The organism is Dictyobacter alpinus, from assembly GCF_003967575.1.
In the GTDB taxonomy this organism is placed as follows: Bacteria; Chloroflexota; Ktedonobacteria; order Ktedonobacterales; family Ktedonobacteraceae; genus Dictyobacter; species Dictyobacter alpinus.
Genome location: NZ_BIFT01000002.1, coordinates 2,843,724 through 2,870,465, shown reverse-complemented (window position 1 = coordinate 2,870,465; position 26,742 = coordinate 2,843,724). Strand labels below are relative to the sequence as shown.

Here is a 26,742-nt window from a genome sequence, read left to right as displayed (position 1 = left end):
CTTAAAGCTACAGGTTTCTTTTTTTCTGATAGAAGGCGGCGATATCATTAGCAGCTGGACGATAGGACCAGTGGCCCTGCTCTTTTTTGATGATGTAGGTATAGCCACCGGTGGTGGTTGAGCCAGGACCCACCCAGTAGTTGACGCCATCAAGATAGGAAAGTCCCTGGAGGGCGGCAAATTCGTCTTTGAGGACGGCTTGCTGGGTGGCGTCATCAACGTTTGTTTGGTTGCTGTAACCCATTTCTCCGAGGATGATTGGCACATGCCAGAGGTTATAGATGTTCTTGATTTCGTCTATACGCGCTTTGGTGGCCTGTTCGGGCTGGAATGTGTTGAGTTCAGGATAACTGTCGATGGTGATACGACCAAATTTGTCGATGGTGGCGCGTTCAAGTACATCTGTGTGCGTGGCGAAAAAGGAGTTTATTGAGCGGATGGTGGTTGTGACACCTGTAATCTGGCTCTGTTGGAACGCGGCATCGGCAACACTGGTGGCATCGCGCAGAAAGCGATTAAACTCGCGGGTCACTTGATTGGGCGCATTACTAGTCCAGCTATGTCCATAGTTATTCTCCCAGTAGTGGCCCTGCTCTGGCTCTGGACAGGGATCAAAGATATCGCCGTCCGCGAAAAATGTAGGATGGTCCTGGATAAAACGGCGCTCTGCGTCCAGGTATTGCGCGGGCGTCATCGTACCGTTAGCGTTGTTTTGATTCTCCCATTGGTTGGGATGTCCACGAAACCAGACATGTTGTCCCGCCTGATGGATAGCGTTGATCCAGCTTTGCATATACTCTGGATAATCCCAATGGGTGTCAACGGTAATATAGTTGGTATTGAGTTGTCCGGCGAGCTGCACAATTTCTTTAATTTCTGTCTGGGATAGTGGGCGTGTCTCGGTGTCACGACTGACTTTCATAGTATCAATTGAGGCAATAAAGTTTGAGGTAACCTTGCCGGGCGCAGCCTTGAAGGTAAAGTAGATAAGATCAATCGCGATAATGAGGATCAGAAAGAGAAGGGCTATGATCGTAAGAGGAAACACACTACTACGCTTCTGCATTGACTCTATTCCTTGTGCATGCATATGCAATTGATATTAATATATTTATAAAGCAGCGTAAACATATCAATGCATCACGCTCTGCATATCATACAATATACAGAGCGTGATGCATACTAAACAAACAGTGAAAATCTTGTCACGCTTTACTTTTTGGCTACACTGGCGGCTGGCTTTTTCGCGGCAGGTGTACCTCCCGTGACGTTTACGCTATCAAAGGTGGCGGTACCTAACACATTGGCGTTGTGTGAGCTCTCCACCAGTCCTACCAGAATTGCTCCAGGCATGTTGATCGCAACAGTCGAACCGGCCACAGCAGCCCAGGTGATACCATCAGCCGAACTATACGCTGTATAGTTATTCCCAGTTCTTGTTACTTTCAAGTAGACAGGAACTTTACCATTCACGGTAACCTGCGTGGTCGCGCCTCCTTGTGTCAGACGATACTGAATGGCGATCCCATAATCGTGCGTGACAAAGGCGGCATAGTATGGGGCAGCCGGATCAGTACTCTGGCGTAGCATCACACCGGATCTGGTCCAGGGATCGGTATAGGACTGATCGAGTACATGGGCGCTAACTGCTCCATCAGCATTCAAAGCTTGCCACACATAGTGGAACTGGTCGGCGTTACCCCAGATGTCGGCACCAGCACCGGTCACTGTCCACATCCCATTCGTCAATGCCTGGGTACCAATCAGAGCTGGCGCACCTACGTCGCCACAGGTCCAACCAGCGGGACAGGCCGCAACCGGTGGGGGCGGGGCATCAGCGGTCAGCGTCAGTCCGTCCGCGGTAATGTCGCCGATGTTGGCTTCACTATGTCCGGTTACGGCCACACCTACCTGCAATGGAACAGTGATGTTCAGGCGCAGACTGGAGTTTGCGACTGGCGTCCAGGTAGTTCCATCGGTTGAGGTATAGGCGGTAAAGGTTCCACCGAAGCGGGCGACCCGCAGATAAACCGGCACAGTTCCACCGGTTGATAGCTGGGTCGTGGTACCACCCTGCGTAGAACGATATTGGATGGCGATCCCATTATCAGGTGTAGCAAAGGCCGCATAATAGGGTGAACCCGGATCATTGCTGAGCCGCAACATCACACCAGCTTTGGCCCAGGGGTCCGTGTAGGCCTGTTTGGTAATATGTACGCTCGCCGTTGTATCTGCCGCCTCGGTCTGCCAGATAAAGTGGAACTGGTCCACAGTATTCCAGATATCGGTACCCCCGCCCTGAATGCTCCAGGTGCCATTTGAGAGCGACTGACTACCCAGGATGGTGGGATTGCCAATATCGTCACAATGCCAGCCAGCCGGACAGGCGGTAGGAGGAATAGGGGAGGTATTGCTGACAGCGACATTTTCAAAGACCACGGTCCCCAGAGCGGCCGTTGTATGTGAAGTGACAGCCAGGCCAGCGATAATGGGACCTGGAATATTCAAGGATAGGCTGGAACCGGTAATCGGGGTCCAGGTGACACCATCGGTCGAAGTGTAGGTGGTATAGATGTTACCTGAACGAGCTACTTCTAGATAGATTGGTGCCTTCAAAGTAGGCACCGAAATCTGGCGTGTATCTCCACCCTGCACCAGACGATACTGAATACTCAGTCCATTCCCAGGGGTAATCAAGGCCGCATAGTACGGTGAGGCGGCTTTATTACTCTGACGCAGCATCACACCAGCCTTAGCCCAGGGATCTGTGTCGTCCTGTGAAGCGATATGGGTACTGATACTGGCATCGGCCGGCTGCGTCTGTCCCATAAAACGAAACTGATCGCCCAGGGCATAAATGTCAGAACCACCGGCCTGGACGGTCCAGGTGGTGCCATTGACCTCCTGATTACCAGTTGGGACAGAATTAGCGATGTCGGCACAACTCCAACCAGCAGGACACAGCGTGGGGGGTGGTGCGACGACGCCTGAGATCGCGACCTGATCAAAGGTTGCATTGCCCAGCACCCCACCATTAGCCGATGAGACTGCGATACCACCTAAGAGATCACCATTCAAATTAAAACTGACCGTCGAACCAGCAATATAGGTCCAATCCGTGCCATTAGCCGAGGTAAAGGCGGCAAAGACAGTACCATTGTTAGCATCGCTGTAGCGCTCGACACGCAGATAAATGGGTGCCACCACCGCCGCCGCTTTCACATTGGCTTTCTTAGCCTGTGAAGTCGGTGTTTTAGCATGTGGCGAGTGGCACTTAGGCGCGATACAGGCCGTAGCAGGCACGGCGACCTTGAGCGCATTGTTAGCTGTCAGTTGCGCCTCTACCTGGGTAGTATTCTGTCCCTGGTTGGTACGATATTGAATAAGCACATCGTGACCAGGCGTCAGGAAGGCCGCATAATAGGGTGAGGCACTATCGGTAGTCTGGCGCAACATCACGCCTGCCTTAGCTCCAGGACTGGTATTGGTCTGCGCGGTAATATGGGCGCTGACAGAGCTGTTGCCAGTCATGGGTTTCCAGACATAGTGAAATTGATCGCTATAGTTTGAGATATCATTACCAGCACCCTTTAAGGTCCAGACACCATTGTTCAGCGCCTGATCACCAACAAGAGCAGGATTACCAATATCCGCGCAGTTCCAGCCCGCGGCACAGGCGGTTGCCGGTGGCGTAGAAGGTGGTAGTGCTCCCAGAGCAGCCACTACGGCCGGTGTATAGGTTGCCAGCGCCCCTGTACCATTCACGCCAGAACTGGTCATGACGCCTACCAGGGCTCGGGTTGGAACGACGACTGTGACGGTACTTCCAGGTACCAGGGTATAGTTAACGCCATCGGCCGATGTGGCGGTGCTGAGTTGATCACCTTGCCGCAGAATACGCAGGTAGCGTGGCAAGCCCACGGGATTCAACTGCTTCGCGATCGCTGGGGCTTCATTGAAACCAGCCCGCGATTGGACGGTCAGGCCATTATTCTGGGTGGCAAAGACCGCATAATAAGGAGAGCCTGCATCAGTACTCTGTCGGAGCATCAAGCCAGCCTGAGCACCCGCGGCGGCTCCGGGTCTGGTCAAAACGCGAGTCGTGAGCTGCATATTACCATTGGCGGGCTGTGAAACAAAGCGGAACTGATCAGCGGTCCCGGCCACGCCCGCACCACCGGCAGTAATATTCCAGTTTCCATTAGCACCGGTCTCATTCCCCAACGGCGTGGCAGCCCCGATATCCTGACAATTCCAGCCAGCCGGACAATTGGGATCGGCCGGCGGTGGGGGTGGTGGATTAGCTGGCAGTCCAAAGGCATAGACGGTACCAAACAGGTCACCCACATAGATGGTACCATGCGCAACAGCGGCCGCCGCATACATGCCACCTGTTTTATAGCTATAGAGCCGCTCACCATTGGCGGCATTCAGCACCTCAAACATGGGTCCAGCCCCATCAATGACCAGGCCATTGGCATAGGCCAGGGCTGGAATTACCGGACTGGATGTGCCGTGCTCCCATTTGATCGCGCCGGTCGTCGCATCCAGCGCCCGAACGGATCCTTGATAGCCTTTACCCTGGATGGTAGTATTGCCTCCAGAAACATAGATCACACCATTGGCGACCACACTGGTTGAGACACTACCATTGCCACAAGGGGGACATGAGCCGGTAATAGCGACCTCTTGCTGCCAGACAGGTCCTTTGTTGAGATCGGTCGCATCTAGTGAATAGACGAAACCATCCTTATTGATTGCGGTAACGCGCTTATTACCGTTAGCGTCCTTGAAGAAAACCGGTGTCGTTCCCCAGTCCAGGTCAATGCCAGCCTGATCAAAAGGAATTTGCCAGGAACTTTTCACGGCCAGAGTTCCGGCATCCAATGCCACCACGGCCTGTGAGTAGGTCTGGGTGGTTAAGCTCTGGGTACCGGTCGTGACATAAATAGTATTTGTTTCTGGATCAACCGAAGGCGTGGTCCAGATGCCACCACCCACCTGTCCGGCGGGCACCACATCAAATACTTTGGTCACCTGATGGGTCTGCAGATCAACTTTCCAGAGCAATCCCTGGACCAGTGGTGAATCGCAGTTACTGGCAATTCCTATATATGCTGAACCATTATAGATAAGTGGACTGGACCAGTTATAGTGGCCGCCGGTAATACTATTATCACCGGTATTCACTTTCCATAAGACATTGCCAGTGTTGGCATCGAGCGCATACCAGAAGGAATCGCCGCCGCCGACATAGACCACCCCATTGAGGACAGTGGCCGAGGAATTCACACCGATCGTGGCCGGAATACAATTTGGGGTAATCGTCTGACCAAGGTTGGCCTTCCATTTGACGGCTCCAGTTACCGCATCCAATGCGTACTCATAGCCATCCCAGGAACCAACATAGGCGATCCCATTCACAATCGCGGCCCCGGCAGAGATGCCGCCGCCGGTTTTAAATCCCCACTGCTTGGTGAGTTGTCCAGCGTTGGCCGCCGATAAACCGGTATCATTGCTGGCTCCGCTACGATAATTGTCGTGCAGATAAGTTGGCCAATCATCCGTGGTTACAGCCGGGACTACATTCGAGGCCGCGTGGCTAACAGCTGGGGGAATCTGGCTGGCGACCAGTGCCATGAGCAACGACATGGTCATAAATAAAGCCAGATAGCGCCAGAAATTGTATTTGCGCCCACGGCTAATAGATACTCTTCCTTTTACTGGCCATGGAGAAGATAATGGGGTCTGCATGTATATATTTCCTTAAAAATAGCCTGAAAACATTTATTAACTTTATTCAACGCTGTACAATCTCTATCAATATAATCTCGTACCCAATACAGCTCACTTCGCACTCATCTATCTATACCCGCCATAACCATGCTCAGAAACCTTCACACAGGGTGAGGAGACGGCAAGGCCCCTGTTTACGATCATGATCGCCGTCGCCTCGCCATGTTGTTCGGTAGCTGAAACAGGATCCTGTCCATTCGTGCCAGACGGAAAGCTTTACATGAGCTGCATCGAATCACACATGCTTTGCTCGCCTGGACACTCACTTCCCACACGCTAAGCTGTCATTGCGGGAGTGTTTCAGGTATCAATGGTTCTACAGTTAGCTCGGCCTCTTGTAGTTTGCGAGCCGAATGCTCGAAAACCCAGAGGCGCATGCCGATATAAGAGACTATTGAGGTTCCGATCACAGCCGCAATTTTCGCGCTATTTGTGAGCAGAAATTGATTTTTAATAAATGGTTGTAAGACAACAATTGAACTCCAGACAATACCACTATTGACGCATACGCTGATCAAAGTAACGACACTAAAGCGGATCAATTCACCGTAGATAACTACATGCTTCTTTTGTCTAAAGGTCCAGTATTTGTTCCAGAAAAAACTGTTCAAAGCCCCCAGGATATAGGCGCTGATATTGTAGGTAAGCAAAACAGAAAGGGTTGGTGGTGGAGCTAACCACAACAATAAATTGAGTACCAGGATATCGATCGCTGAATTGGTGATGCCAACCAGACTAAAACGCACAATCTGCCAGAAGGCTTTTGTACGCACCAGAGCGGAGAGCAAGGCGAAACGCGCTGGCGCATACCGCCTATTAGTAACGGTCATGACTATGATTTCCTTCCAATGAAGTGGAAGTGAGCCTGGGTTTAGCAGGACCACCTGTACCACAAATGCTATGATCAACAAGCATTACAGAGGGAACGACATGCGTCGGGGCAGGCGGTAGACCTCTTTGTCGGTACAGGCTCAAGCCATTGCGTTCTTGGAGCACAAGCTCAAAGTTATTGGAGAAGAAGGCACTATGCACGTCAAGTGCCTCGGTAAGCAGGTCATTTTGATTGGTGGGATTTACCAGAATCCAGTTGACCTTGCCAACCGGATTTGCTAGCGTTTGCTTCCAGAGCACATTGGATCCTTCATAGATCACATTTTTAAAATCCACCATTGGCGTCGGAGAGGTAAAGGTATCTTCGAGAATTTTCCCTCCATCATAATGTTGGAAAAGATAGGTTGTGGCGGGATGTTGCGGTGAGCACTCCAGTCCATATTGGCCGGACTGCAATGAAATAATGCCACTATTGGCGATCCATATGGCTTGCACCAGGATAAATGGTACCAGGAAAAGGACGCTTAACGATGGATATGCAGCCCCTTTCCATTGTTGTAGCTTTGGTACGATACGCGCTAGATAACTGGACCAATCTACTTGCAGCAGACGCACAGCCAGCAGGGCCACAAAAATGGCGATTGACGGGACCGCCTGTACGCCATAGCGAGCGTTATACCATGGATTAGGAGCACTGGCCGGCACGGCATCAGGCACATAGATGGCTGCTTGTCCACCATACAGAGAAATGATATAGAAGAAAAACGGCGAGAGCAGCGCGATGCCTACCACCATGTCAATACTGATACGCCGGCGCAGATAGAACAAGGCAATCGCGCCCAATCCAATGACAAAAAAGACAGGACCTACATTGCTACTGGCATCCAGACCGAAATAACGGATAGATTGCCAGAGATTGTGATACGTAAAGAGGATATGCTCTTTTAATAGAGCCATTTGCTGCGTCTGTGATGAGAACGGACCTCGCTGCCAGTATAAAGGATCACCAAAGATAACCCAGCACCAGAGCAACCAGAGGCTAATGCCCAGTCCTCCCATGATGCTGAACATCAGGAAGTTCCCTTCAAACTTGCCCCAGCTATGCCGACGCATCCGACTGATAACGGCGAGGCATCCAAGCAGAACCACAAACAGGAACCAGCCATCATAGCGAGACATGGTGGCTAACAGGACGCCAAGGGCTGCCAGGATCAGTTGCCTTGAACTATCATCCTGTGCCCAGGCCAGAAAATGATAGCAGGCCATAATCATGGTCGCGATAAGAACCAGTTCACTCAGTGGCGTTGTCTGTAGATACAGAACATTGGGATTCAAGACAAAAATAAGAGTACCAACAAAACTACAGGCTCGATTATGTGTTAAACGATTCGCGGTCAAATAGATATAGATACTGGAGATCACATAACAGGGCATAGCCACACAGCTACCGGCCAGTCCTGTATACCAGAGAAAATTGTTGCTGATAAATGGCATCATCAACAAATGCGGTAGCGGTAGCCAGACGCCACCTAACTGGGCTAAACCGGGCGTGAGATTGTCAAAGACACGCCGCGCAATCAGCATATGTGAATATGAATCGCCATAGGTCAGGATCAAGCCTTGCTGATAAAAGTAGATCAGGGAAGCAATACTTGCAGTACAAGCAACCAGGATGATTGCCACCAGCCAGCGATCCTGCCGCAATGTGCGCCAGATATAACCAGCCTGCTGCTGTTTAACCTGGCGCACATAGGTCTCAACCTTTGGCGCCGACATGACCTGCACAGACTTTATCTTCTCAGTCACGCGTGGAAGTGGCTGCGCTGAAAAATCTGTACTATCCATTAACGCCGTAATATCATCCCAATCATCTTCGTGCGATGTACCAGCATCGCTACCTATTGTATTACTGTCTTTATTATGTCCAGGCATATTTTCTCTCGCCTTTATTATTTATTGGATCCCACAAACACTACTGCAAAAAAAGAGCGTGATGGACGAGGCAGATATAGAGCTCAGGCCTGGGTAGATTGGTCTGTACTTACCAGGGTAGTAAGAGCAGTATCATCTAAATCCGTCACCTGCACAACGCCAACAACGGTCGTTGCAGATACTGGCTTGAGCTCGGCTAAATGGAAGCCATGCTGCGTCTTTTCCCAATAGTGAGGCTTGAGAATCAATTGATAGAGTGCATAAAAGCCCGCAATACTATTCAGAAGCCAGTAAACAGGGATCAATAAGGTCCATTTGATCAATGTATGCTCGTCCCGTTTGAAACAGCCTGCCATATGCGAGTAGATATAGAAGAAGTTGCCAAAGATCAGGCTGATCGTGCCAATGTAGAGCAGCACAGGTGGAAAGAGCTCACGATAAACTGGACCAACCTGTGTATGCCAGAATACATAGATAAAGAGTAGCAACCACATCAAAGGATTAATAAACAGGACGGCTGTTTTGCCACCAATTACGAGTTGTAGGGACAGGAACTCGCTAAAGTGGCCCGGCCGGAAATAGCGTAGCGGTTGGCGCATATACACCAGATAGGTCTGCATGTATCCTTTGATCCAACGCGAGCGCTGCCTGATCCAGTTTTTGACATTGGATGTGGCTTCCTCATAGGTGGTTGAATTAAGCATGGCGGTCTTCAAGCCATAACGCCCCAGGCGCAAGCCCAGATCACAGTCTTCCGTCACATTAAACGGATCCCAGGCGCCCAGTGTGCGTAGCAGTTCGATGCGAAAATGATTTGAAGTACCACCAAGTGGCAGCGGCAGGCCCAGGCGTTGCAGCCCGGGTAGAGTCAGGTCAAACCAGAGCGAGTACTCGGCCGTAAACCAGCGCGTCAGGATATTCTGTCTTGGATTATAGAAATTTAGCTTGGCCTGCACACAAGCAATATCTGGCCCTAGATTAGCGAACGTCAATACAGCTTTTTTGAGTTGCAGTGGATCAGGAATATCTTCAGCGTCATAAATCACAACATAGTCGCCCTTCGCCAATAACAAACCAAAATTACAGGCGCGTGGCTTGGTGCGTGGATAACCTTCAGGGACGGTAACAATCTTGAAATGAGCGGGTAAATTCAGGATGTTAATAGCGTCCCGTGTCTCACTATCGTCCTGCTCTGTCAGGAATAAAATTTGTAGCTTCTCGACCGGATAATCCAATTTCTGCATCGCATCTACAAACTGCGGAACGATACGCGCTTCCTTATAAAGTGGACAGAGAATGGTGTACATGGGCCAGCGGGCATCGCTCAAAACATGCACAATCTCATCTTCAATGTGTTCTTCCGCTGAATGCCTGAACGTTTGTAAAGCGAGAAAAAAACTTAAAGCCAGATCACCAAGATAGAAAAGCATTAATAGGGCCATAATCGTCACTAACAACGTCATCCCAAAGAAGATGAATGCAGTAACCACAATGGCGATGCTAGCCAGTAACAGAAATATTTGCGAACGGGTAATAGTTTTAAAAGCCGATAACTTATGTCTGAATGGAGCGAACGTGCTGATATCTTTACCACGAATTTTCACACTACGTAATGAATATTCTCGATATTCATGGCTATCAGAAGTCGTGCTCGACGTACTCGATGATGTGTGTTTAGATAGCCAATCGTTATATCCTGCAACTAAATCACTTTCATCCAACATCTCAACGTGATGCACCTTTTTAGGGTACGAATGATGTCTCCAAGCCATACAAAATCCATTCTGCTGTGCTTATAATGACAAGAAACAAAGAGTACTGTACACCTTGTACAGTACTCTGCCCCGAGGTTTTTGATGAGGTAGAAAGTAGGCCTGCATCCAGGCTTGTAGTTTGCTTCAACGATGAAGATACATCAGCCGTCTCGTATCATCTCTACTATCATAAATTACAAAAGATTCGCTACTATAACAATTTTTCGATGTTGGGAGATTAAATTGTCCTTATAAGATCAACGTGAATTAAAAAATAGAGCGGTATTCATTGTGGAAAATTTTGCGTGAATTTTCCGACCGGTACCTTCTATATTATATATGTATGAATAGATGTTTGGCAATACCATATGCCACAAGATATGTATAAAAGTAACACATTAGAAATATCTAAGGAAAATCTATTTGTCTCTTTTAATGAGTAGAAGCGGATCAAAATATGTAACCATTCTGAGCTCTTTTTAAGCTCAAAATACTATCTTACACAATCATAATTACTTATCGCATATTACCCTATGAACGTTCATTGAATACATGCTATATGCCTTTCTTGAAAGATATATAATATGTGGCTTCTCCTTGTAATCATTAACAGATAGCAAGTGTCTTCATTTATATTAAAGCTATTGACATTCAACGTATAGATATGTTATTACATATTCATTGAATATTTTTGTTCATTTTCATTGAAACAACGACTTATTTATCGATGAACATGAATAAATGCACCACAAATAACGTATACCATTGATGGATAATGTTCGCTTCTTACGAAAGGAAGGATCCAATGAAGGACCATAATTATCAGGCTGCCAGACGCTCATTTTTACGTACAGCCGCAGCTGTGGGTATAGGTACCGCCGGGGTGGCGCTAGGCAGTCCACTTACGGCTAGCCCGGTACTGGCTGCGGAGCATGAGGAAGAGACGCATGGTTTTGTGGGCCGGAAAAAGACGAATTTTACTTTGGACCATAAAACGTTTTTTTTCGCTGGTACCAATAACTACTATTTGCACTACGATTCACATTTTATGATCGATGATGTGCTTACCAGCGCGGCTGCCCTGGGACTCAAGGTGATACGTCTGTGGGGCTTCATCGATGGCAAGGATGCCAATGGCTTTGTGATGCAACCTACACCCGGTGTTTATCCCGAGGAAGGCTATGAGCGTTTCGATTATACGGTCTGGAAAGCTGGTAAACTGGGCTTGAAGCTTGTAGTTACTTTGACCAATAACTGGGATGCCTTTGGTGGGATGGATCAGTATACTGCGTGGTTTGGTAGTACAAAGCATGACGATTTCTATACAAACCAGCATATCAAGGCCGCCTACAAAAACTATATCCAACATTTTGTGCAGCGTAAAAATCGCTACACTGGTCGGCTGATGAAGCATGAGCCTGCCATTATGACCTGGGAACTGGGCAATGAACCACGCTGCGAATCAGATCCAAGTGGAAATACATTGTTGCACTGGGCCGATGAGTTGAGCCGCTTTATCAAAAAATTGGATTCACGCCACCTGGTGGCGGTTGGTGATGAGGGCTTCTATAACGAACCAGGCAATCCCGATTGGGCACGTGCGGGTATCAGTGGTGTGGACTGGAAACGGCTGATTGCTTTACCAGCTATTGACTATGGCACCTTCCACCTTTATCCCAATGACTGGGGCAAAGATGCGACCTGGGCGGTCCAGTGGATTAAAGATCATATCCATGATGCCCATGCCGCCGGCAAGCCAGCGGTGCTGGAGGAATTTGGCTGGCGTGACCTGGCGACCCGCGATGCCATCTACCGCTCCTGGACCGATACGGTCTATCAAGAGGGCGGTAATGGCGATCAGTTCTGGATTCTCACAGGTCTGCAAGACGATGGCACCCTGTATCCAAACTACGATGGCTATCGCGTCACCCGTTCTGACAGTACTGCCAGTGTCCTATCCGCCCATGCAGCCCAGATGAACGCCAAATCTGGCAAACACGGCAAAGACGAGTAACGTACTTTCAGGTTCCTGACCCGATTGCGCTCGGGCCGCACCCACACTCGTTCCCTGACGGGAACATGCTTCTATATTGAGGGGTATGCTGTAAAAATGGATCATGATCCATCTTTACAGCATACCCCCCCATATATATCGATACACTAATTTATTTAATACATCCCATACACCAGCAAAGTGAAGCTCACGAGCGTCTGATACTTTCGGACAACTCATCTGAGTGGTTCACTGTTACCGCTTTATCTGCCGACAGAGGGGGCTTGCGAATAGTGAGCAGGACGAGCAAGATTCCCAGCAGAGAGAATGCGGCTTCCCCATAAAAGGCCCATTGATAACCAGCGACAAGCACAGCCGGGTTGGACGGCTGTCCAGCCGAGCGGATAGCCGCAATTGAGACCAGGGTAGCCAGCCCAATCGAGGTGCCTATCTGGCCAGTCATACTCATCACGCCAGACGCAAGTCCACTTTCTGCGGGCGGCACGCCTGCTGTTCCTGCTCCCATCGCCCCTATCTGCACAATTCCCAGGCCCGCTCCCAGAAAGATTAAAGCCGGCAACTGTGTCTGAAGATAAGAACCGTTGATGGATAGGCTACTAAATAACAGGCCAGCCATGCATAGTAGTCCCAGACCAAGTAACATAACGCGCTTATACCCAAAGCGATTTACCAACCTTGCCCCTACAAATGATCCAGCAATCAGCACGATATTGGTAGGCATAAAGGCTACGCCAGTCATAAATGCAGAGAAGCCACGAATGTGTTGCATGTAAAGCGCAAAAAAGAAGAGCGATGTATTTGCCGCGGCTGAGAATGCCAGCGAGGCCAGATTGGCACCTGCGATATTAGGATAACGGAAAAAGTGCAATGGCACCAATGGATGTGCGATCCGTGTCTCAAACCAGCAGAATAATACGAATAAAGCACATGCACCAGCCAGTAGTAGAACTGGCAATAGCCAGTCTCCTCCTGGTCCGTTCGCAATCTGGGTTAGAGACTCGATCAACAGGACAACACTACCAAGGGCCAGCAGGGCTCCAACGATGTCGAATTTTGCTGCGTCCGCCTGCTCAAGACGGCGTGGAAGCAAGCGATAAGCCAGGTACAATGTTCCGAGCGCAATAGGAACATTAAAAAAGAAGAGCCAGGGCCAGCCAAAGCGATCAGCCAGCACGCTTCCTACCAGCGTACCTATCAAACCACCAATCGGTCCGACCGCGCCCCAGATACCAATGGCCCGATTACGGTAATTTCCCTCGGGAAAGATATCAATCAACAGGGCAAAGGCAGATGAGGCCATCATAGCTGCACTCAGCCCTTGCAGAATACGCGCAATAATCAATATACTCAATAGCGGGGACAGGCCACAGAGGAGAGAGGAAAGCGCGAATATGGCGACTCCCATCATAAACATCCGTCGATGTCCAATATGGTCAGCCAGTCGGCCCGCAATCAATAATCCACCACCAAAGGCCAGTATATTCGCACTCACAACCCATTGGCTTATTTCGGTCGATAGTGATAGGCCACGTGCTATGGCGGGAAGGACCAGTGTCACACTCTGAAAATTGAGTACATTAACAAATTGAGCGACACATAAAAGCGCTAACATAATCCATGCATGGCTATCAACTGCATGTGCATGGGTAGTAACATTTCCTGCCTCAGGTGTTCTATATTGCTCTGGCACGGTCACCTTGATGTCCTCCTTGCTTTCAATCATGCTACCTGCTATAAATATATTGGTGGTAGCATATGTATAACACGAATTGCTACCACCCAAAGTAACGTTGGTGGTAGCAAAAACCACAAGGAAAAAGCCCTTATGAATGAGCGAGAACAATTACAGGTCGCAATAACGCACATGCCCGCGCTGGTAAGTGGCAAACTGTGTCTGGATTTTGCCAACACCGTTGAGCCGCGTGGTGGCTTGTCTGATCCACCTCCGCAGGCGGAGCTGCGGGACTACATTTCGGACTACCCGAAATTCCTGGCCTGGACAATGAAGGCGCAAATTCTCACAGAGGATGAAGCAGTAATATTGCTCAAGAAAGCTAGCCAGCAACCACCACAAAGCAAGCAGGTTCTGCATAAAATTACTGCTGCACGCGAGCTCATCTATGCCATTTTCTGGAAACTGGCCCACAATAGTGCTCCAGAACTTACAGAAATGGCTGATCTACAAAATAGTTATCTGGAAGCCCTCACACATGCGCAGCTACAAAAATCCGCAGAGCACTTCAACTGGCAATGGACACAAGAGAAAGATAACCTGGCCTTTCCACTCTGGTCCATCATTCATTCCGCCATACAATTACTCACCGAAAGTGAACAACAACGTCTCAAAACATGTCCCGGCGTACCAGGAGATACAATAGCTTGCGCATGGCTATTCTATGACGAGAGCAAAAATAAGAATCGTCAATGGTGCAGTATGGAAGATTGTGGCAACGCCACGAAAGCACGCCGCCTCACCCAACGCAGACGTGCTCAACGCAAAAAAACAGCATCCGGTACGCCTTAAATCAGTTCTCACACATACAAGCTAACGCCCTATAGCAGTTTCCCATACTACCTCTGATTTTGAGAGAGGGAATGGGAGAGGCGACCGCGGTCGCCTCTCCCATTCCCTCTCTCAAAATCAGACGAGCGCCAGAGGCGCAAGGTGTCCATAGAGAGATGCATAACGTAATATAATAGAGGCCTATTCTCAGTAAAAATAAAATATTTCAGCCCTATTTGATAAACGCCCTTGCCATACAACTTCTCTTCTACTTGTCCTTAAGTAAAGAGAACGAATGCACCCCATAAACCAAAGAAACGCTCTGGACAATAGCATAGGAGGTCACATGATTACGGAAGATCTGTTACTACAGATTCCATTATTTTCTCAGCTTAGCCCGCAACAGCTAACACAGATTGCAGCCCGGGCTGCCGACGTACAACTACAAGCCGGTGAATGGCTGATTCAGGAAGGCGAGGTCCCATCCTTCTTTGTGCTACTTGCTGGATCATTTGATGTGATCAAACAGTATGGCGATGTTGATCACATCATTGATAAATATGCTACGGTCGGCGAATATTTTGGCGAACTGCCACTGTTAATTGGATCAACGGCGATAGCCAGCCTACGCGCAACCGAACCTTCACGTATCCTGCGCCTGGATCCAATAGACTTTCATACATTTATTGTGGAGACACCTGCCCTGAGTAGCCAATTGCTCAAGACTATGGCTCGCCGGGTTGGAAATTTACAACGCCTCACAATTGAGAATAATGCAGCTGCTATTCGCGTGATTGGATATCGTTGGGATCCTCAGTGCCACGAACTACGCGACTTTCTGGCTCGTAATCGTGTGCCCTTTGAATGGCTTACTCCAACCGAGTCTGCGGCACAGGTCTATCTGCAAAAGGCGGAAGTCAATAATACCTGTCCGTTAGTAGTGCTACAGGATGGCTCAATTCTGGTGACGCCTGCGCTACGCGAAGTGGCCGAACGCATAGGGCTCCAGACAATGCCAAGCGTCGATACCTATGATTTAGCGATTATCGGCGCGGGACCAGCTGGATTAGCTGCGGCTGTGTATGGTGCTTCAGAGGGCTTGAAGACGCTGCTCATCGACCGTGAAGCACCCGGAGGACAGGCGGGAACGTCATCACGGATCGAGAATTACCTGGGCTTTCCCGCAGGCTTATCGGGCGAGGAACTCAGTCGCCGGGCATGGCAGCAGGCCCGACGTTTTGGGGCCGAGATCCTGGTTGCCCGCAAGGTTGAGAGCATCAATCTGGATGAGGCGCAGCGCGGCATTGTTCTGGATGGCGGTGAATGTATCAATGCGAAAGCGATCGTGATCGCCACAGGTGTAAACTGGCGCCTGCTCGCATTGCCCAATCTGGATCAATTTGTTGGTCGCGGCATCTATTATGGAGCGGCGCGTACCGAAGCGTTAGGCACGAACGGCAAAGATGTCTATCTGGTTGGCGGTGGCAATTCGGCAGGCCAGGCGGCCATCTTCTTTGCCAACTATGCTCGTTCGGTGACGATACTCATTCGTGGCGCTAGCCTCTCCAAAACGATGTCTCAATATCTGATTGACCAGCTCGCCACCAAAGCCAATATCACCGTCCAGGCACACAGCGAAATCGTCGCCGGACAGGGAAAAGAACATCTAGAAGCGATTGTGGTTCGTAATAACCAGACCCAAACCGAACAGGTCCATCAAACCAGTACGGTATTTGTCTTTATCGGGGCCGATGCCCAGACCGAATGGCTACCAGAAATAATCAGCCGCGATGATGACGGCTACATTCTAACCGGACAAGACGTGCTGGCGAATCAGACTGCAGCTACCCATTGGCCACTTACCCGTGATCCTTTCTTACTCGAGACCAGCGTGCCCGGCATCTTTGCGGCCGGCGATGTACGCCACGGCTCAGTCAAACGCGTCGCCTCCGGCGTTGGCGAAGGCAGTATATCCATCAGTTTCATTCACCAATATCTCGCCGATCTAACAGACGATCCAACAATTTAAACTATGGTGCCAACAACGGATCATGGCCATACCGCTATGATCCGTCTTATGCTTAGTGCGTAATTTCTTTACGCGCGGCACCAGATGATGCATCAGGCAGAGCTTTTAGCTTCTGGGCAATCTCTTGGATAGGCTGATAGGCCTCGTTAAGAATCTGGCGGTCAAGGTCTGTTCGCGCATCTGCCAGGGCGGGCATGACGATTGCATCTGCTATCTCTAAAAGATATGGAATACGCTCCTGGGCGGTATGGGCAGCAATGTCAATGAGTGAGGCTAGCGCACGTAGTAGTGCCCGGGCGACACGGGCATTGGTAGTGGTCACGCGTCCAATCTCTACCAGAACCTGCACATACTCTTGAAAGGTCAGGTAACGTATGACGACGATGCTGCCACCGAGATGTCGTACTGATGGCGCTGGACCACAGTGCGCTAAATGTTCAAAAATGGCTTGTAGATAGTGGATACAATTGACGGCGGTACTCGGATCATTGACCGCCGGTGACATTGCGCGCAAAGCGATATCGGTCAGTTGACGAATACCAAAGGCGGGATCTTGCTCCATATCTCGCTGCTTCAGTACTACCACACAGCGCCGTAGCACTTCCACCGCAGCATCCTCCAGATTTCGGGGCGACCAGACTCTGGCGATGACGCTCTCCTTGGAGACAAATTCGCCCGGACAGACCGCCAGTTGCAGGCGCACCCCTGGTCCAATCCGGCTAAAAGCATGCAGTAAGCCATCAAAGTCAATCGTCTGCACATACCCATTGTGCGTGGCATAAATCAGGTCTGGATCGCCCTCCTGCTGCCATTGTGCTAGCAGTTGCGCACCATCCTCCTGCTGCGTGGCATCATTACTCCAGGCAGGATACATATCATCAAGCGCTTCCAGTGTTTCTCTTGAGATGCGCGCCGTAATATTATAGATGTGCATGGATCCTGCGATATGATGAAAAAAGATAATTAAGAGGATCAGGCCAACAAAGGCTAACAGGATGGCCAGGCTAATACTGAGGGCCGGCACAAAACCTGGATGGTTGGGGGCGGGATCGCGTACGGCCGCGAGCACAATCAAGGCATAGGCGAAAATACCTACGAAGTAACCCGAAATACTCTGAGTAACGCGATCAGAGAGCAAACCACGTAACCCACGGGGAGTAAACTGGCTGGTGACCAGCTGAAAAGTCACAATCATAATCGAAAATGAAAGCCCCAGCGCAGCGATAAATGAGGCGGAGATCGCCGACAGGATGCCACTGGCCGCCGATGAATTTCCACTAAAAAGAAAGGGCAGGTCACTCTCACCATGCAGGTGATCAAACCCCAGAAAAATCAGGGCAAGCACAGCAATCCCACCAGAAATCAGGCCGGGCACAAACCAGAAACCATCCATCAAATCCTGCCAGCGAACACGGATCTCGCTCAGTCGTGTCTGTAACATTTAATCCTCTTGATATGCCTATTCATTGCTCTGCTAGTAGACACGCAACGAGATTGGGTTCAGGATACAAGATAGGACACAAAGACGACCAGGGGCTATTTCACTGCCCCTGGTCGCTCCGTTATCAAAGGGTCACAATCACTAGACTATAAGAATATGATTAGAAGGATGGTGAGGCGTTCTTGACCAGCAGGTCGAATTCGGCCTGGAACCAGTGTCCTGCCAATGGAGCATTGGGCAGGGCTTCGGTGAGGTTACCACCGTTAGCCTGATTGCTTCCGTGGAAGGTAGGATCACACATAGGATCTGCCCCTTTACCCTCATCATTTGAAATCGCCTGGCTGGCACCATCTGATTCACCTGGAGGTTTGATCCAGACATAGGCGTCAAAACCTGGAGCAGGATTGGCTACGGGTCGCGCACCAATACCACCCTTCTGGTTACACCAGTTGCCACGATGGACGCGCAGATCGATTTTTGAGCCGTTGACGAAGGTATTAAGATCGGTCGAGCTACTTGCTCCTCCTGGTCGGTTTGGGCCGCCCCAACCATTGCGGGAGGTATCAATCAACATACCGATGCTACTGGGGAAGCCAGCGCTGATAAAGGCGTTGCGCATAGCGGTGTCATACGAAGCCTCGTCAATGTACTGATTCCATTGGTAGAAGTTGGCCGAGCGGACAGGATTACCACCAACCTGCTGATTAGCGGTCATGTATGGCTCGGTGGTTGGTACATAGTTGGCGGTATCGCTGATAAAGCCATCAACACTGTTGACGCCTGCGGTTGTGCCTTTGACGGTATTTGTAATCAGGTTGACGCCAGGATCAAAATTGCTGGACCAACCAAGCCAGCCAGAGTGAGCAATATCGATATAGGTATAGACATTGGAGATGGCATGCAACTTGTTGAGGGCATACTGGACACCCTGGACGTATGCGCCGCTAGAGTTGGCCTCGGAACACTTGGCGAAACTCAGGTTTGTGATCAGGTTCGGCAGTGAATCCGGTTCTACTATCGTGGCTATACGCAAATTACTATACTTGGAGAGGCTAAGGATATTTGCAATTGGATCAATGTATTGTGACTTGTAGTTAGCCAGCCCATTATTGGCGATGGAAAGCTCACCATTGGAGGCCAGGGCCGCGCAGTCACGATTGGGCAGATCATAGATGACCAGGGTAATTACTACTGGCTTGCCTGGATTAGCATTGGCCTGGTCTACGGCTGCATCCAGATGGCCTGATAGGGTCCGGGTGACTCCATTACCACCTGTGACGGCGGCGATACGATCCAACCAGACGGCCGTCGAGTTATTGGCGACACTGGCCTCTTGCTGTCCCAGTGTACCACCTGTCTGTGCTGCACCTGCCTTCACAGAGGCCGCCCAGTCAGGATTGATATAGCCATTGGCACCGGCATAGGGATTATCAACATGCGTGCCAGGCGGTGGGGTCGGCGTTGGAGTAACCGGTGGGGTCGGCGTTGGCGGCACAGATGTTGGCGTTGGCGTTGGCGGTACAGACGTTGGAGTCGGCGTTGGTGAACCAGGGGTTGGCGTCGGGGTAACAGGTGTCGGCGTTGGCGTTGGCTGCGTTGAGCCATTACACGCGTTACCATTGACGGCAAAGTTGGTTGGAGCCGGATTACTTCCAGACCAGGAGGCGTTAAAGCCTGGATTGGTGGTGGAGTTTGGAGTCAGGGTCCCGTTCCAACTCACATTTGTCACTGTGACATTCTGGCCCGATTGAGTGAAATTACCGGTCCATCCCTGGCTCACCACCTGACTGGCGGATGGAAAGGTATATGTCAGAGTCCAGTTATTCCATGTGGATGCACTGGTATTCTGAATCACAATATTGCCAGTAAAACCTCCCTGCCATTGATTAGGAACAGAGTAGGTGACCTGACAGTAGGACGCGGCATGCGTCACCTGCGACTGCATCAGAAAGCTACTGACCAGCAGGGTCAGCAAGGCACCTATTAAGGCCAGACCGCGAAGTCTGGACTTGAGAGGCAAACTACGCAGTTTGCGTGGCGAGATATGGAGCATCTACTCCTCCTGCGAGTGCACTATAGATAATAGTTTCTTTTAAAAGCCAGAAACAACTAAAGAAAAAAAAGGTACGCAATACATAAACATATCTCTTTGTGAAAGTAATGATAGAATATTCTTGTCAGAACGCACAAGTAAAATTTTATCAGTAATTCATCAGTTAGTAGGCACATTTTTATCAGTGTAGATCTGTAAGCATTTTGCGCTAATTGACGGCAATATGTGTTGGAGAAGGGATGATCTATGGCTATCAAAAAGGATATTACGGGCACTTTCGCTGTTATTGCTGATATTCATGGGAATCGTTGGGCACTGGAAGCTGTTCTACAGGATATTGATCGGCGCGGCATTCAGCACATTATCAATCTGGGGGATCATCTGGCAGGCCCACTTGATCCTGTCATAACCGCTGATCTATTACTGGAACGGGAGATGCTACATATTTGTGGTAACGATGATCGCGTCCTCTTCTCGCCTCTGGAGGAGCTTTCTCCTGCCCAGAGATATATATACGAACGACTCACGCCAACACACCTGGATTGGCTACGTGCCCTACCAGCAACGGCGGTGGTGGCGGATGATCTTTTTGTTTGTCATGGTGATCTCTTTGATGCTCCATATTTGCTTGAACAGGTCGAAGTTTCTGGCGTCGTATTGCGCAACCAGCAAGCCATCGAAGCTAGCGTGGCCGCAATTCCCCAACCAGTCATTCTCAGCGGGCATAGTCATATTGCCCGCACCGTCTTTCTTCCTCAGGGAAAGCTCCTGATCAATCCAGGCAGCGTCGGACTGCCCGCCTATACAATGGACACGCCCATTCCCTATGCCATGGAATCGGGCAGCCCACACGCTCGCTATGCGATTTTACAAAAGCTGCAAAATGCATGGCAGGTAGAACATATTCTGCTCCCCTATGCCTCCGATGAAGCGGCCGCAATGGCAACGAGCAATCAACGTCCTGATTGGGCCAGATGGCTTAGTACCGGCCGGGCTTGATATGCTTGCCGCACGATTACACCAGCAAGACGCAGCTCAAATTGAAATGCATCTTGCTGATCCAGTTCAGCGTATGCCGCGCACGCGTTGAATGGCCAGCGTGCCCAGGACCAGATAGACGACGGTGAGCATGAATAGTGAGGTGTAACCGAAATGATTGGGAATGGTGCGTAACAATTGCAGGATAACACCGCCGATGGTGATGCCCACGACCTGGGGCAAGATACCAACGGCGGACCAGATGCCCATGAACTTGCCAGCTTCATTGGTAAGTGGCAATACATCGGTCGTCAAGGCCCAGTCAACGCTGGTATAGGCACCATAACCAATGCCAAAACAGGCACCAGCCAGCAAGGCGGCATACTGATTCTGGAAACCAATGAAGATAAAACAGACCAGTGTCATCATCGCGCTTGATAGATAGACCAGTTTTTTGCGCCCCCAGTGATCCGAGGCCCAGCCTGCCAGCAGCGACATTGGCAGTGCCAGCAGCAATACCGCCGGTTGGAAAAGGGTGCCATTGAAGAATTCGCCTGAGAATGAGTTGTTGAAAAAGATGGTTTTCACACTACTGCCACCCAGCACATCATCAAAATAGTATTGCAGAAAATAGTAGACGCTCCAGATACCCATCATAACCAGAAAGCGCGCCAGTAGGACCCATGAGAGGTTGGGATAGGTTGAGGGTTTGAAGAAAAATTTACGCAGAAATTGCTGCGGATGAAAGGGTGGACGCCCGCTGGCAGGCAACGCGGTCTCCTTCACGGTCAGGATGGTGTAGATGACCACGGCACTCTGTACCAACGCGATTAATAGAAAGATCTTTACAACCTGATTGCGGTAAAGGGGCAAAGGATCGTTCTTGTTGATGATGACACCGGCCACGATCGAGCCGACGACCGTACCCAGCAGGTTGAAGAGGCCGTTGAAACCGGAGGCCAGACCACGTTGCTGCGGCTGCACATTATCGGCAATAATCGCGCTCCAGGGAGAGTTGGCGAAGTTGTTGCTGAATTGGAGCAGGACAAAAAGCATGGCAAAGGCCGCCAGCAGCAGTCCCGGTGGAAAAATAGTTGGTGAGAAAGCGAAGATCACCAGGACAACAACATTGAGGATGGTCCCGATAATCATAAATGGCCGCCGCCGACCCAGGCGAAATCCAGCATAGTCCGAGAGCGCACCAACGAGAGGATTAACCACTACAGCTACCAGCGTGCCCCAGTTCACTACCAGGGCCAGATTAATGCTCTTTTGGGTAGGATCAAGAAACTTGGCAACCATACTGGGAATCACCACAGCCAGCAATGCCTGCCAGTGGAACTGGTTGGCGAACCAGAAAAGATTCAGGTTGATCATACCAGAGAAGGAGAGTGGACGCTGAACAGGACTGGCAATAGCATCGACATCGATGCCTTCGGTCTGCTTTGAAATCTTCATCTTTTTGAACATCCTTTTTCAGAGAAGATACCATCGTTCTATTATTTTGATGAGACATGAGAATACCATCAAAAAAGCTTCTCTTCCAGCTTACTCATTTGATACATGTATTGTAAAGCTTACACCACCACTCTGGCAAGCAGCATCTTTGGCGCCTTCGGCGTGGATTTGTGATGTGGGCGGCCCCTGGCCTCTCTTCCCCACATCACAAACCAGTGAGAACTGACGAACTCACTGCGCCTGTGCCCTTCTTAACCAGAGAATGAAATAGCTCTATTCTTCCGATCACCGCAGCTTTTTTAAGTGTATACAACACGATACTCTCTGACAGGCATAACATCAATATAAAGGTACATAATAAGCAGGTTTGTAGTTAAATTTCGAATATGCTAAAATCTTAGCAAGAACGAATCAAAAAGCTGAAGAGGTTTTAGACTCATCAAGAGTGCAGAGGAAAATCATCGATGGTGGATAAACAAACTCGGAAAGTTCCCCATAAATCAATTAATAATAAGGCACACAGCCACTCAAATAGGCACAATCAACCTGAACACCGCATGTCAAACAAACACAAAATTGCTATCGCCTCGCCAGTGCGCATCTCTGAGCAGCACAGCGATACATTTAAAGCTATTGTGACCAATGTAGTTGAAGGTATCGTGGTTACAAATATGGATGAAAAAGTCCAATGGAGCAATGCCGCCGCCCTTGCTCTTCTAGAGTTAAGACCCGCTGATTTTTCTAGCGGGGACTCCTTAGAACAGTTATTTAGCCGTTGCCGGATGTACGATCCCTACTACCGTCCTCTGGCACCCGCCAGATGCTTTGCCTATTTTCACACCATGACAGACGCGGAAAGTCGTAAACAAACCGTCCTGTGCCTGCTCCCATCCGGGCGTATTGCCTGCTTTGATATCGGCTGTACCTTGATCAAAAAGCCGAAACAGCCGGCCATAAAAGTATATCTCTTCCATGATCTCACTAACTTTTATCAGCAGCAAAACGAGGACAACCGCAGCAAAACAGCCATGTTATCCTTAATCAATGCGATCTCCCACCTGCATGATCTGCTGGCCGCTTCACCACCAGAGGAGACGCTCTCAATACCGTCATCTGTACACATTATTGGCCAGCATCTGGCTGACCTGATCCGTGATCTCCTGGAAGGACAGGCGGTCTTTCTTTTCTCACTGGGCTCGCAAGATAAACGCCTCTACTACATAGCTTTTAGTGGCTTAACGCCGGAACAAACCGAGCTACGCTGGCAGAATAGTGGACGCTTTGGACTGGCTGATTTTCTCGATTCAGCATCGATTGAACAGCTCTATGCGCATAAACAGGTTAGCGTTGACCGTGAGCATATACGTATTCCTTTTCTACCTAAAGTAGATTTTCCGGCAGAAAATCTTTTCTGGACACCATTGTTTGTAAAAGGGGAGATAGTAGGGATGTTTGTGTTAGGCAGGGATCGCCCATGCAATCCGGAAGAGAGCGAATTGGTGCAGGCGGTTTCAACTTTGACGACATTCATGCTCGAATATGTGCGGCCATTCGCGACCATGGATCAGCAAGAGGGGAAAGAACTGGTCATGCAGGCAACAGGCCAGATCATCAATACATTCTTAAATCTGGCCAGTCATGAATTGAAGACACCACTAACCGCCACAATGGGAAATATTCAGTTAGCCCTGCGACGCCTGGAAAAGTTAAAGGCGTATGCTGACGCTTCAAGCTCAGCTATTCGTAGAAAAGTAGAACAGGTAAAGGATCCACTGGAGGCCGCCAGTGATAGCACCCGTGTACAGGCACGTATCATCGGCAATCTCATCGATGATGCACAAATCCAGACCAATACGCTGGAGCTACATCCTCAACAGTATGAACTGACTGAACTGATTCAGGAAACAATCGCACAGCACCAGCAACAGCATCCCAATCAACAGATAAACTTTATCCTTCCCCAACAAGAACTATGGGTTAATATTGATCGCGAACGCATCAATCAAGTCCTAGAGATCTATCTCACCAATGCTCAACGCCAATCTCCGGCTGAACAGCCTATCACGATACAGATCCGCCCGGAATTATCACACGCCTACATCGACATTCGTGATCAAGGGCCTGGCATCCCGCTGGAAGAACAGGCACAACTCTGGGAACGCCTCTATCGCTCACAAGGAACGGCTCCCCAGAATGATCTCGATTTAAGCATGGGCATGAATTTTTATCTGTGTCGCACCCTGATTGAGCTTCATCATGGGTTGGTAGGAGTCGAAAGCATGCCAGGTCAGGGTGCCATCTTCTGGTTCTCACTCCCATTAAGCCAGCAGGGCAGTGCCAAACAATGACAAAAATGGCCTTACTATTTTATTTCCTCCTTATTCACGAGCGTTAATGTCAGTTCCGACGATCATAATCAATGTTCATAGTATACTCCTGCTTTTCAAGCATTGAATTTTTTGGGTATACTTGTAGCGTTGCATAACTCTTTACTAAACATGAGATATTTTCTGTATATTTTCCATGTTCAACTCCTAGAGGGGAAAAGGGATAGACATGCAAAATGCTCTTCGGGAGGCGCTTGATTGCCTCGCTTGCCGCCAGCAACGGCAGAAACAATGCCATAGCTGCGGCAAGTTTCTTTGCGCAAAACACTATTTTTTCTGGCCCATAACCACAGCGCAAGCAGAAGTCTGGTGCTTCCTCTGTGGCTATGAGGCAAAATTCGTTGATCAACATGGACAGAGTCTTTTAGATGATGACGATTGGGAATAGCGAGGAGAAATTATGTTTGCATTTGGTATTGAACACGAAGTAGCCTTCCTGGATGCCAAAAAGCGCTTCGTTGATGCCACCCATACATCCTTCGCTGATCTGGCAGCTATAGTAGCTACCCTTCCACTCTATGAGGATGATTACCCTCAATTACGTATCGGTGATGCAGGTATCAAGCATAAACGCTGGTATATTGAAGGTTTTGAACGCTATAATGAGGCGGGCAAGGTCATCGATTGCCCACCAAAGGGGATCGAGATCCGTACCACTATCCATCCCACCATCATGGGTGCGGTAGAGGAATTGAACAACAGTTTTCTACAACTATCAGAGCGGGTCATTACAGCAGGCTTCACACCAGTCTGCATTAGCTACAATCCCTATCAGACAGAGTTTCTACCTGATCCTCCCTTAAATGCCTATGAGCAAAAGCGCCGCCAGCAATCACCGGAAAAGCTCACCGCCTTTTTACCGATGTTAACCTACGGTCCCGATCTCAATCTCTCATTACAAGAACTTTCCACAGCAGACATCATCGCACTTGGACAGAAGCTTACGTACTATAGTCCTTTTATCATTCCATTCAGCTATAGCTCTCCCTTCTATCATGGAGAACTCTGGGATGGACTTTCGGTCCGTACGTTCCTACGTACCGGGGTGCGACCTGCCACAATGGTCTTCCTGGCACGATCAGAGGATCTACTGATAAGCAATCCTTCACTGACAAAAATCGCCCGCGTCCCTGCTGAGGTCGGTAGAATCGAGTTTAAAGCCTGCGATAGCTGCGCCAACTTTGCCATCTATGCGGGCCTGCTCGCCCTGCTCAAAGGATTGGCACTGGATCAAACCCTGACCGGACAGGCACTGGTACCGGATGCAGTCCTCCATCAACTATCGGCCCGTCAGGGCTTCGCCAATCAGGAGATACTTGAAGGCGCGTGGAACGTATTCAACACGGCCGAAAGAGCATTACAGACAGATCCGGATAGACAACTGCTACGCCCGCTGCGCACAATGCTCATCTCAAAATATACTCCAGCCCATGACCTCATTCGATCATATCAGCAAACAGGATCGATTGAGGAAGCATTATCCTCAAGTTATATTCGTATGAGTTAGCTAACATTTTCTGCTACCTACTTTTGTGAGGAGGAGATCAAGCTCCATGTCCCTCCTCA

16 protein-coding genes are annotated in these 26,742 nt (G+C 49.6%); 6 read left to right on the top strand and 10 right to left on the bottom strand.

Annotated features, from left to right (window positions below; genetic code table 11):
• Positions 1–7 precede the first annotated feature (7 nt).
• From EL633_RS34000 to EL633_RS33980, 5 genes are all read right to left on the bottom strand, one after another.
• Positions 8–1,066 (bottom strand): glycoside hydrolase family 113 protein, encoded by a 1,059-nt coding sequence (locus tag EL633_RS34000; RefSeq protein ID WP_126631646.1) that lies wholly within the window; start codon positions 1,064–1,066, stop codon positions 8–10.
• A 146-nt stretch (positions 1,067–1,212) separates the two neighbouring features.
• The gene (locus EL633_RS33995; protein WP_126631645.1) at positions 1,213–5,754 is read right to left on the bottom strand and encodes an outer membrane protein assembly factor BamB family protein; all 4,542 of its coding nucleotides are present in this window, start codon (positions 5,752–5,754) and stop codon (positions 1,213–1,215) included.
• Between the two features lie 326 nt (positions 5,755–6,080).
• Positions 6,081–6,626 carry a GtrA family protein gene (locus tag EL633_RS33990; protein ID WP_126631644.1) on the bottom strand — a complete coding sequence of 182 codons (546 nt, stop codon included), beginning with the start codon at positions 6,624–6,626 and terminating at the stop codon, positions 6,081–6,083.
• On the bottom strand, positions 6,613–8,559 hold the full coding sequence (locus EL633_RS33985; RefSeq protein WP_126631643.1) for a glycosyltransferase family 39 protein: 1,947 nt from the start codon (positions 8,557–8,559) through the stop codon (positions 6,613–6,615). Before EL633_RS33985 ends, EL633_RS33990 begins: the two co-directional genes overlap by 14 nt.
• A gap of 83 nt (positions 8,560–8,642) precedes the next feature.
• Entirely contained in the window at positions 8,643–10,283 is a 1,641-nt protein-coding gene (locus EL633_RS33980; RefSeq protein WP_161982678.1) for a glycosyltransferase family 2 protein, read from the bottom strand.
• Positions 10,284–11,118: 835 nt separating this feature from the next.
• On the opposite strand from EL633_RS33980, the gene EL633_RS33975 reads away from it, so the two are divergent.
• Positions 11,119–12,327 carry a cellulase family glycosylhydrolase gene (locus EL633_RS33975; RefSeq protein ID WP_126631641.1) on the top strand — a complete coding sequence of 403 codons (1,209 nt, stop codon included), beginning with the start codon at positions 11,119–11,121 and terminating at the stop codon, positions 12,325–12,327.
• A gap of 187 nt (positions 12,328–12,514) precedes the next feature.
• Here EL633_RS33975 and EL633_RS33970 read toward each other — a convergent pair whose 3' ends face one another.
• Entirely contained in the window at positions 12,515–14,050 is a 1,536-nt protein-coding gene (locus tag EL633_RS33970; protein ID WP_126631640.1) for an MFS transporter, read from the bottom strand.
• Positions 14,051–14,152: 102 nt separating this feature from the next.
• Between EL633_RS33970 and EL633_RS33965 the strand changes: the two genes are divergently transcribed.
• Together EL633_RS33965 and EL633_RS33960 are read left to right on the top strand one after the other, a co-directional pair.
• Positions 14,153–14,851 carry a CGNR zinc finger domain-containing protein gene (locus EL633_RS33965; RefSeq protein WP_161982677.1) on the top strand — a complete coding sequence of 233 codons (699 nt, stop codon included), beginning with the start codon at positions 14,153–14,155 and terminating at the stop codon, positions 14,849–14,851.
• Positions 14,852–15,176: 325 nt separating this feature from the next.
• Complete coding sequence (locus EL633_RS33960; RefSeq protein ID WP_126631638.1) at positions 15,177–16,859, top strand: FAD-dependent oxidoreductase; 1,683 nt, start codon at positions 15,177–15,179, stop codon at positions 16,857–16,859.
• Positions 16,860–16,911: 52 nt separating this feature from the next.
• Here EL633_RS33960 and EL633_RS33955 read toward each other — a convergent pair whose 3' ends face one another.
• Together EL633_RS33955 and EL633_RS33950 are read right to left on the bottom strand one after the other, a co-directional pair.
• Positions 16,912–18,300, bottom strand: a complete 1,389-nt coding sequence (locus tag EL633_RS33955; protein WP_126631637.1) for a DUF2254 domain-containing protein — start codon at positions 18,298–18,300, stop codon at positions 16,912–16,914.
• Positions 18,301–18,460: 160 nt separating this feature from the next.
• A complete protein-coding gene (locus tag EL633_RS33950; protein WP_126631636.1) occupies positions 18,461–20,353 on the bottom strand; it encodes a glycoside hydrolase family 6 protein in 1,893 nt (630 codons plus the stop codon).
• A 246-nt stretch (positions 20,354–20,599) separates the two neighbouring features.
• Here EL633_RS33950 and EL633_RS33945 point away from each other — a divergent pair, with 246 nt between their 5' ends.
• Positions 20,600–21,352, top strand: a complete 753-nt coding sequence (locus EL633_RS33945) for a metallophosphoesterase family protein (protein WP_126631635.1) — start codon at positions 20,600–20,602, stop codon at positions 21,350–21,352.
• A 66-nt stretch (positions 21,353–21,418) separates the two neighbouring features.
• On the opposite strand, the gene EL633_RS33940 is transcribed toward EL633_RS33945, so the two are convergent.
• Positions 21,419–22,789, bottom strand: coding sequence for an MFS transporter (locus EL633_RS33940; protein WP_126631634.1), 1,371 nt, complete (start codon positions 22,787–22,789; stop codon positions 21,419–21,421).
• A gap of 464 nt (positions 22,790–23,253) precedes the next feature.
• Here EL633_RS33940 and EL633_RS33935 point away from each other — a divergent pair, with 464 nt between their 5' ends.
• Positions 23,254–25,137 (top strand): GAF domain-containing sensor histidine kinase, encoded by a 1,884-nt coding sequence (locus EL633_RS33935; RefSeq protein WP_126631633.1) that lies wholly within the window; start codon positions 23,254–23,256, stop codon positions 25,135–25,137.
• Between the two features lie 49 nt (positions 25,138–25,186).
• Here EL633_RS33935 and EL633_RS33930 read toward each other — a convergent pair whose 3' ends face one another.
• The gene (locus EL633_RS33930) at positions 25,187–25,528 is read right to left on the bottom strand and encodes a hypothetical protein (protein ID WP_126631632.1); all 342 of its coding nucleotides are present in this window, start codon (positions 25,526–25,528) and stop codon (positions 25,187–25,189) included.
• A gap of 48 nt (positions 25,529–25,576) precedes the next feature.
• Here EL633_RS33930 and EL633_RS33925 point away from each other — a divergent pair, with 48 nt between their 5' ends.
• Positions 25,577–26,683, top strand: a complete 1,107-nt coding sequence (locus EL633_RS33925; protein WP_126631631.1) for a glutamate--cysteine ligase — start codon at positions 25,577–25,579, stop codon at positions 26,681–26,683.
• The last annotated feature ends 59 nt before the right edge of the window (positions 26,684–26,742 follow it).

Coding starts and splice junctions, on each gene's coding strand:
- EL633_RS34000 (WP_126631646.1), bottom strand. CDS start 1,066: ATGCAGAAGCGTAGTAGTGTGTTTCCTCTTACGATCATAGCCCTTCTC.
- EL633_RS33995 (WP_126631645.1), bottom strand. CDS start 5,754: ATGCAGACCCCATTATCTTCTCCATGGCCAGTAAAAGGAAGAGTATCT.
- EL633_RS33990 (WP_126631644.1), bottom strand. CDS start 6,626: ATGACCGTTACTAATAGGCGGTATGCGCCAGCGCGTTTCGCCTTGCTC.
- EL633_RS33985 (WP_126631643.1), bottom strand. CDS start 8,559: ATGCCTGGACATAATAAAGACAGTAATACAATAGGTAGCGATGCTGGT.
- EL633_RS33980 (WP_161982678.1), bottom strand. CDS start 10,283: ATGTTGGATGAAAGTGATTTAGTTGCAGGATATAACGATTGGCTATCT.
- EL633_RS33975 (WP_126631641.1), top strand. CDS start 11,119: ATGAAGGACCATAATTATCAGGCTGCCAGACGCTCATTTTTACGTACA.
- EL633_RS33970 (WP_126631640.1), bottom strand. CDS start 14,050: ATGATTGAAAGCAAGGAGGACATCAAGGTGACCGTGCCAGAGCAATAT.
- EL633_RS33965 (WP_161982677.1), top strand. CDS start 14,153: ATGAATGAGCGAGAACAATTACAGGTCGCAATAACGCACATGCCCGCG.
- EL633_RS33960 (WP_126631638.1), top strand. CDS start 15,177: ATGATTACGGAAGATCTGTTACTACAGATTCCATTATTTTCTCAGCTT.
- EL633_RS33955 (WP_126631637.1), bottom strand. CDS start 18,300: ATGTTACAGACACGACTGAGCGAGATCCGTGTTCGCTGGCAGGATTTG.
- EL633_RS33950 (WP_126631636.1), bottom strand. CDS start 20,353: ATGCTCCATATCTCGCCACGCAAACTGCGTAGTTTGCCTCTCAAGTCC.
- EL633_RS33945 (WP_126631635.1), top strand. CDS start 20,600: ATGGCTATCAAAAAGGATATTACGGGCACTTTCGCTGTTATTGCTGAT.
- EL633_RS33940 (WP_126631634.1), bottom strand. CDS start 22,789: ATGAAGATTTCAAAGCAGACCGAAGGCATCGATGTCGATGCTATTGCC.
- EL633_RS33935 (WP_126631633.1), top strand. CDS start 23,254: ATGGTGGATAAACAAACTCGGAAAGTTCCCCATAAATCAATTAATAAT.
- EL633_RS33930 (WP_126631632.1), bottom strand. CDS start 25,528: ATGTTGATCAACGAATTTTGCCTCATAGCCACAGAGGAAGCACCAGAC.
- EL633_RS33925 (WP_126631631.1), top strand. CDS start 25,577: ATGTTTGCATTTGGTATTGAACACGAAGTAGCCTTCCTGGATGCCAAA.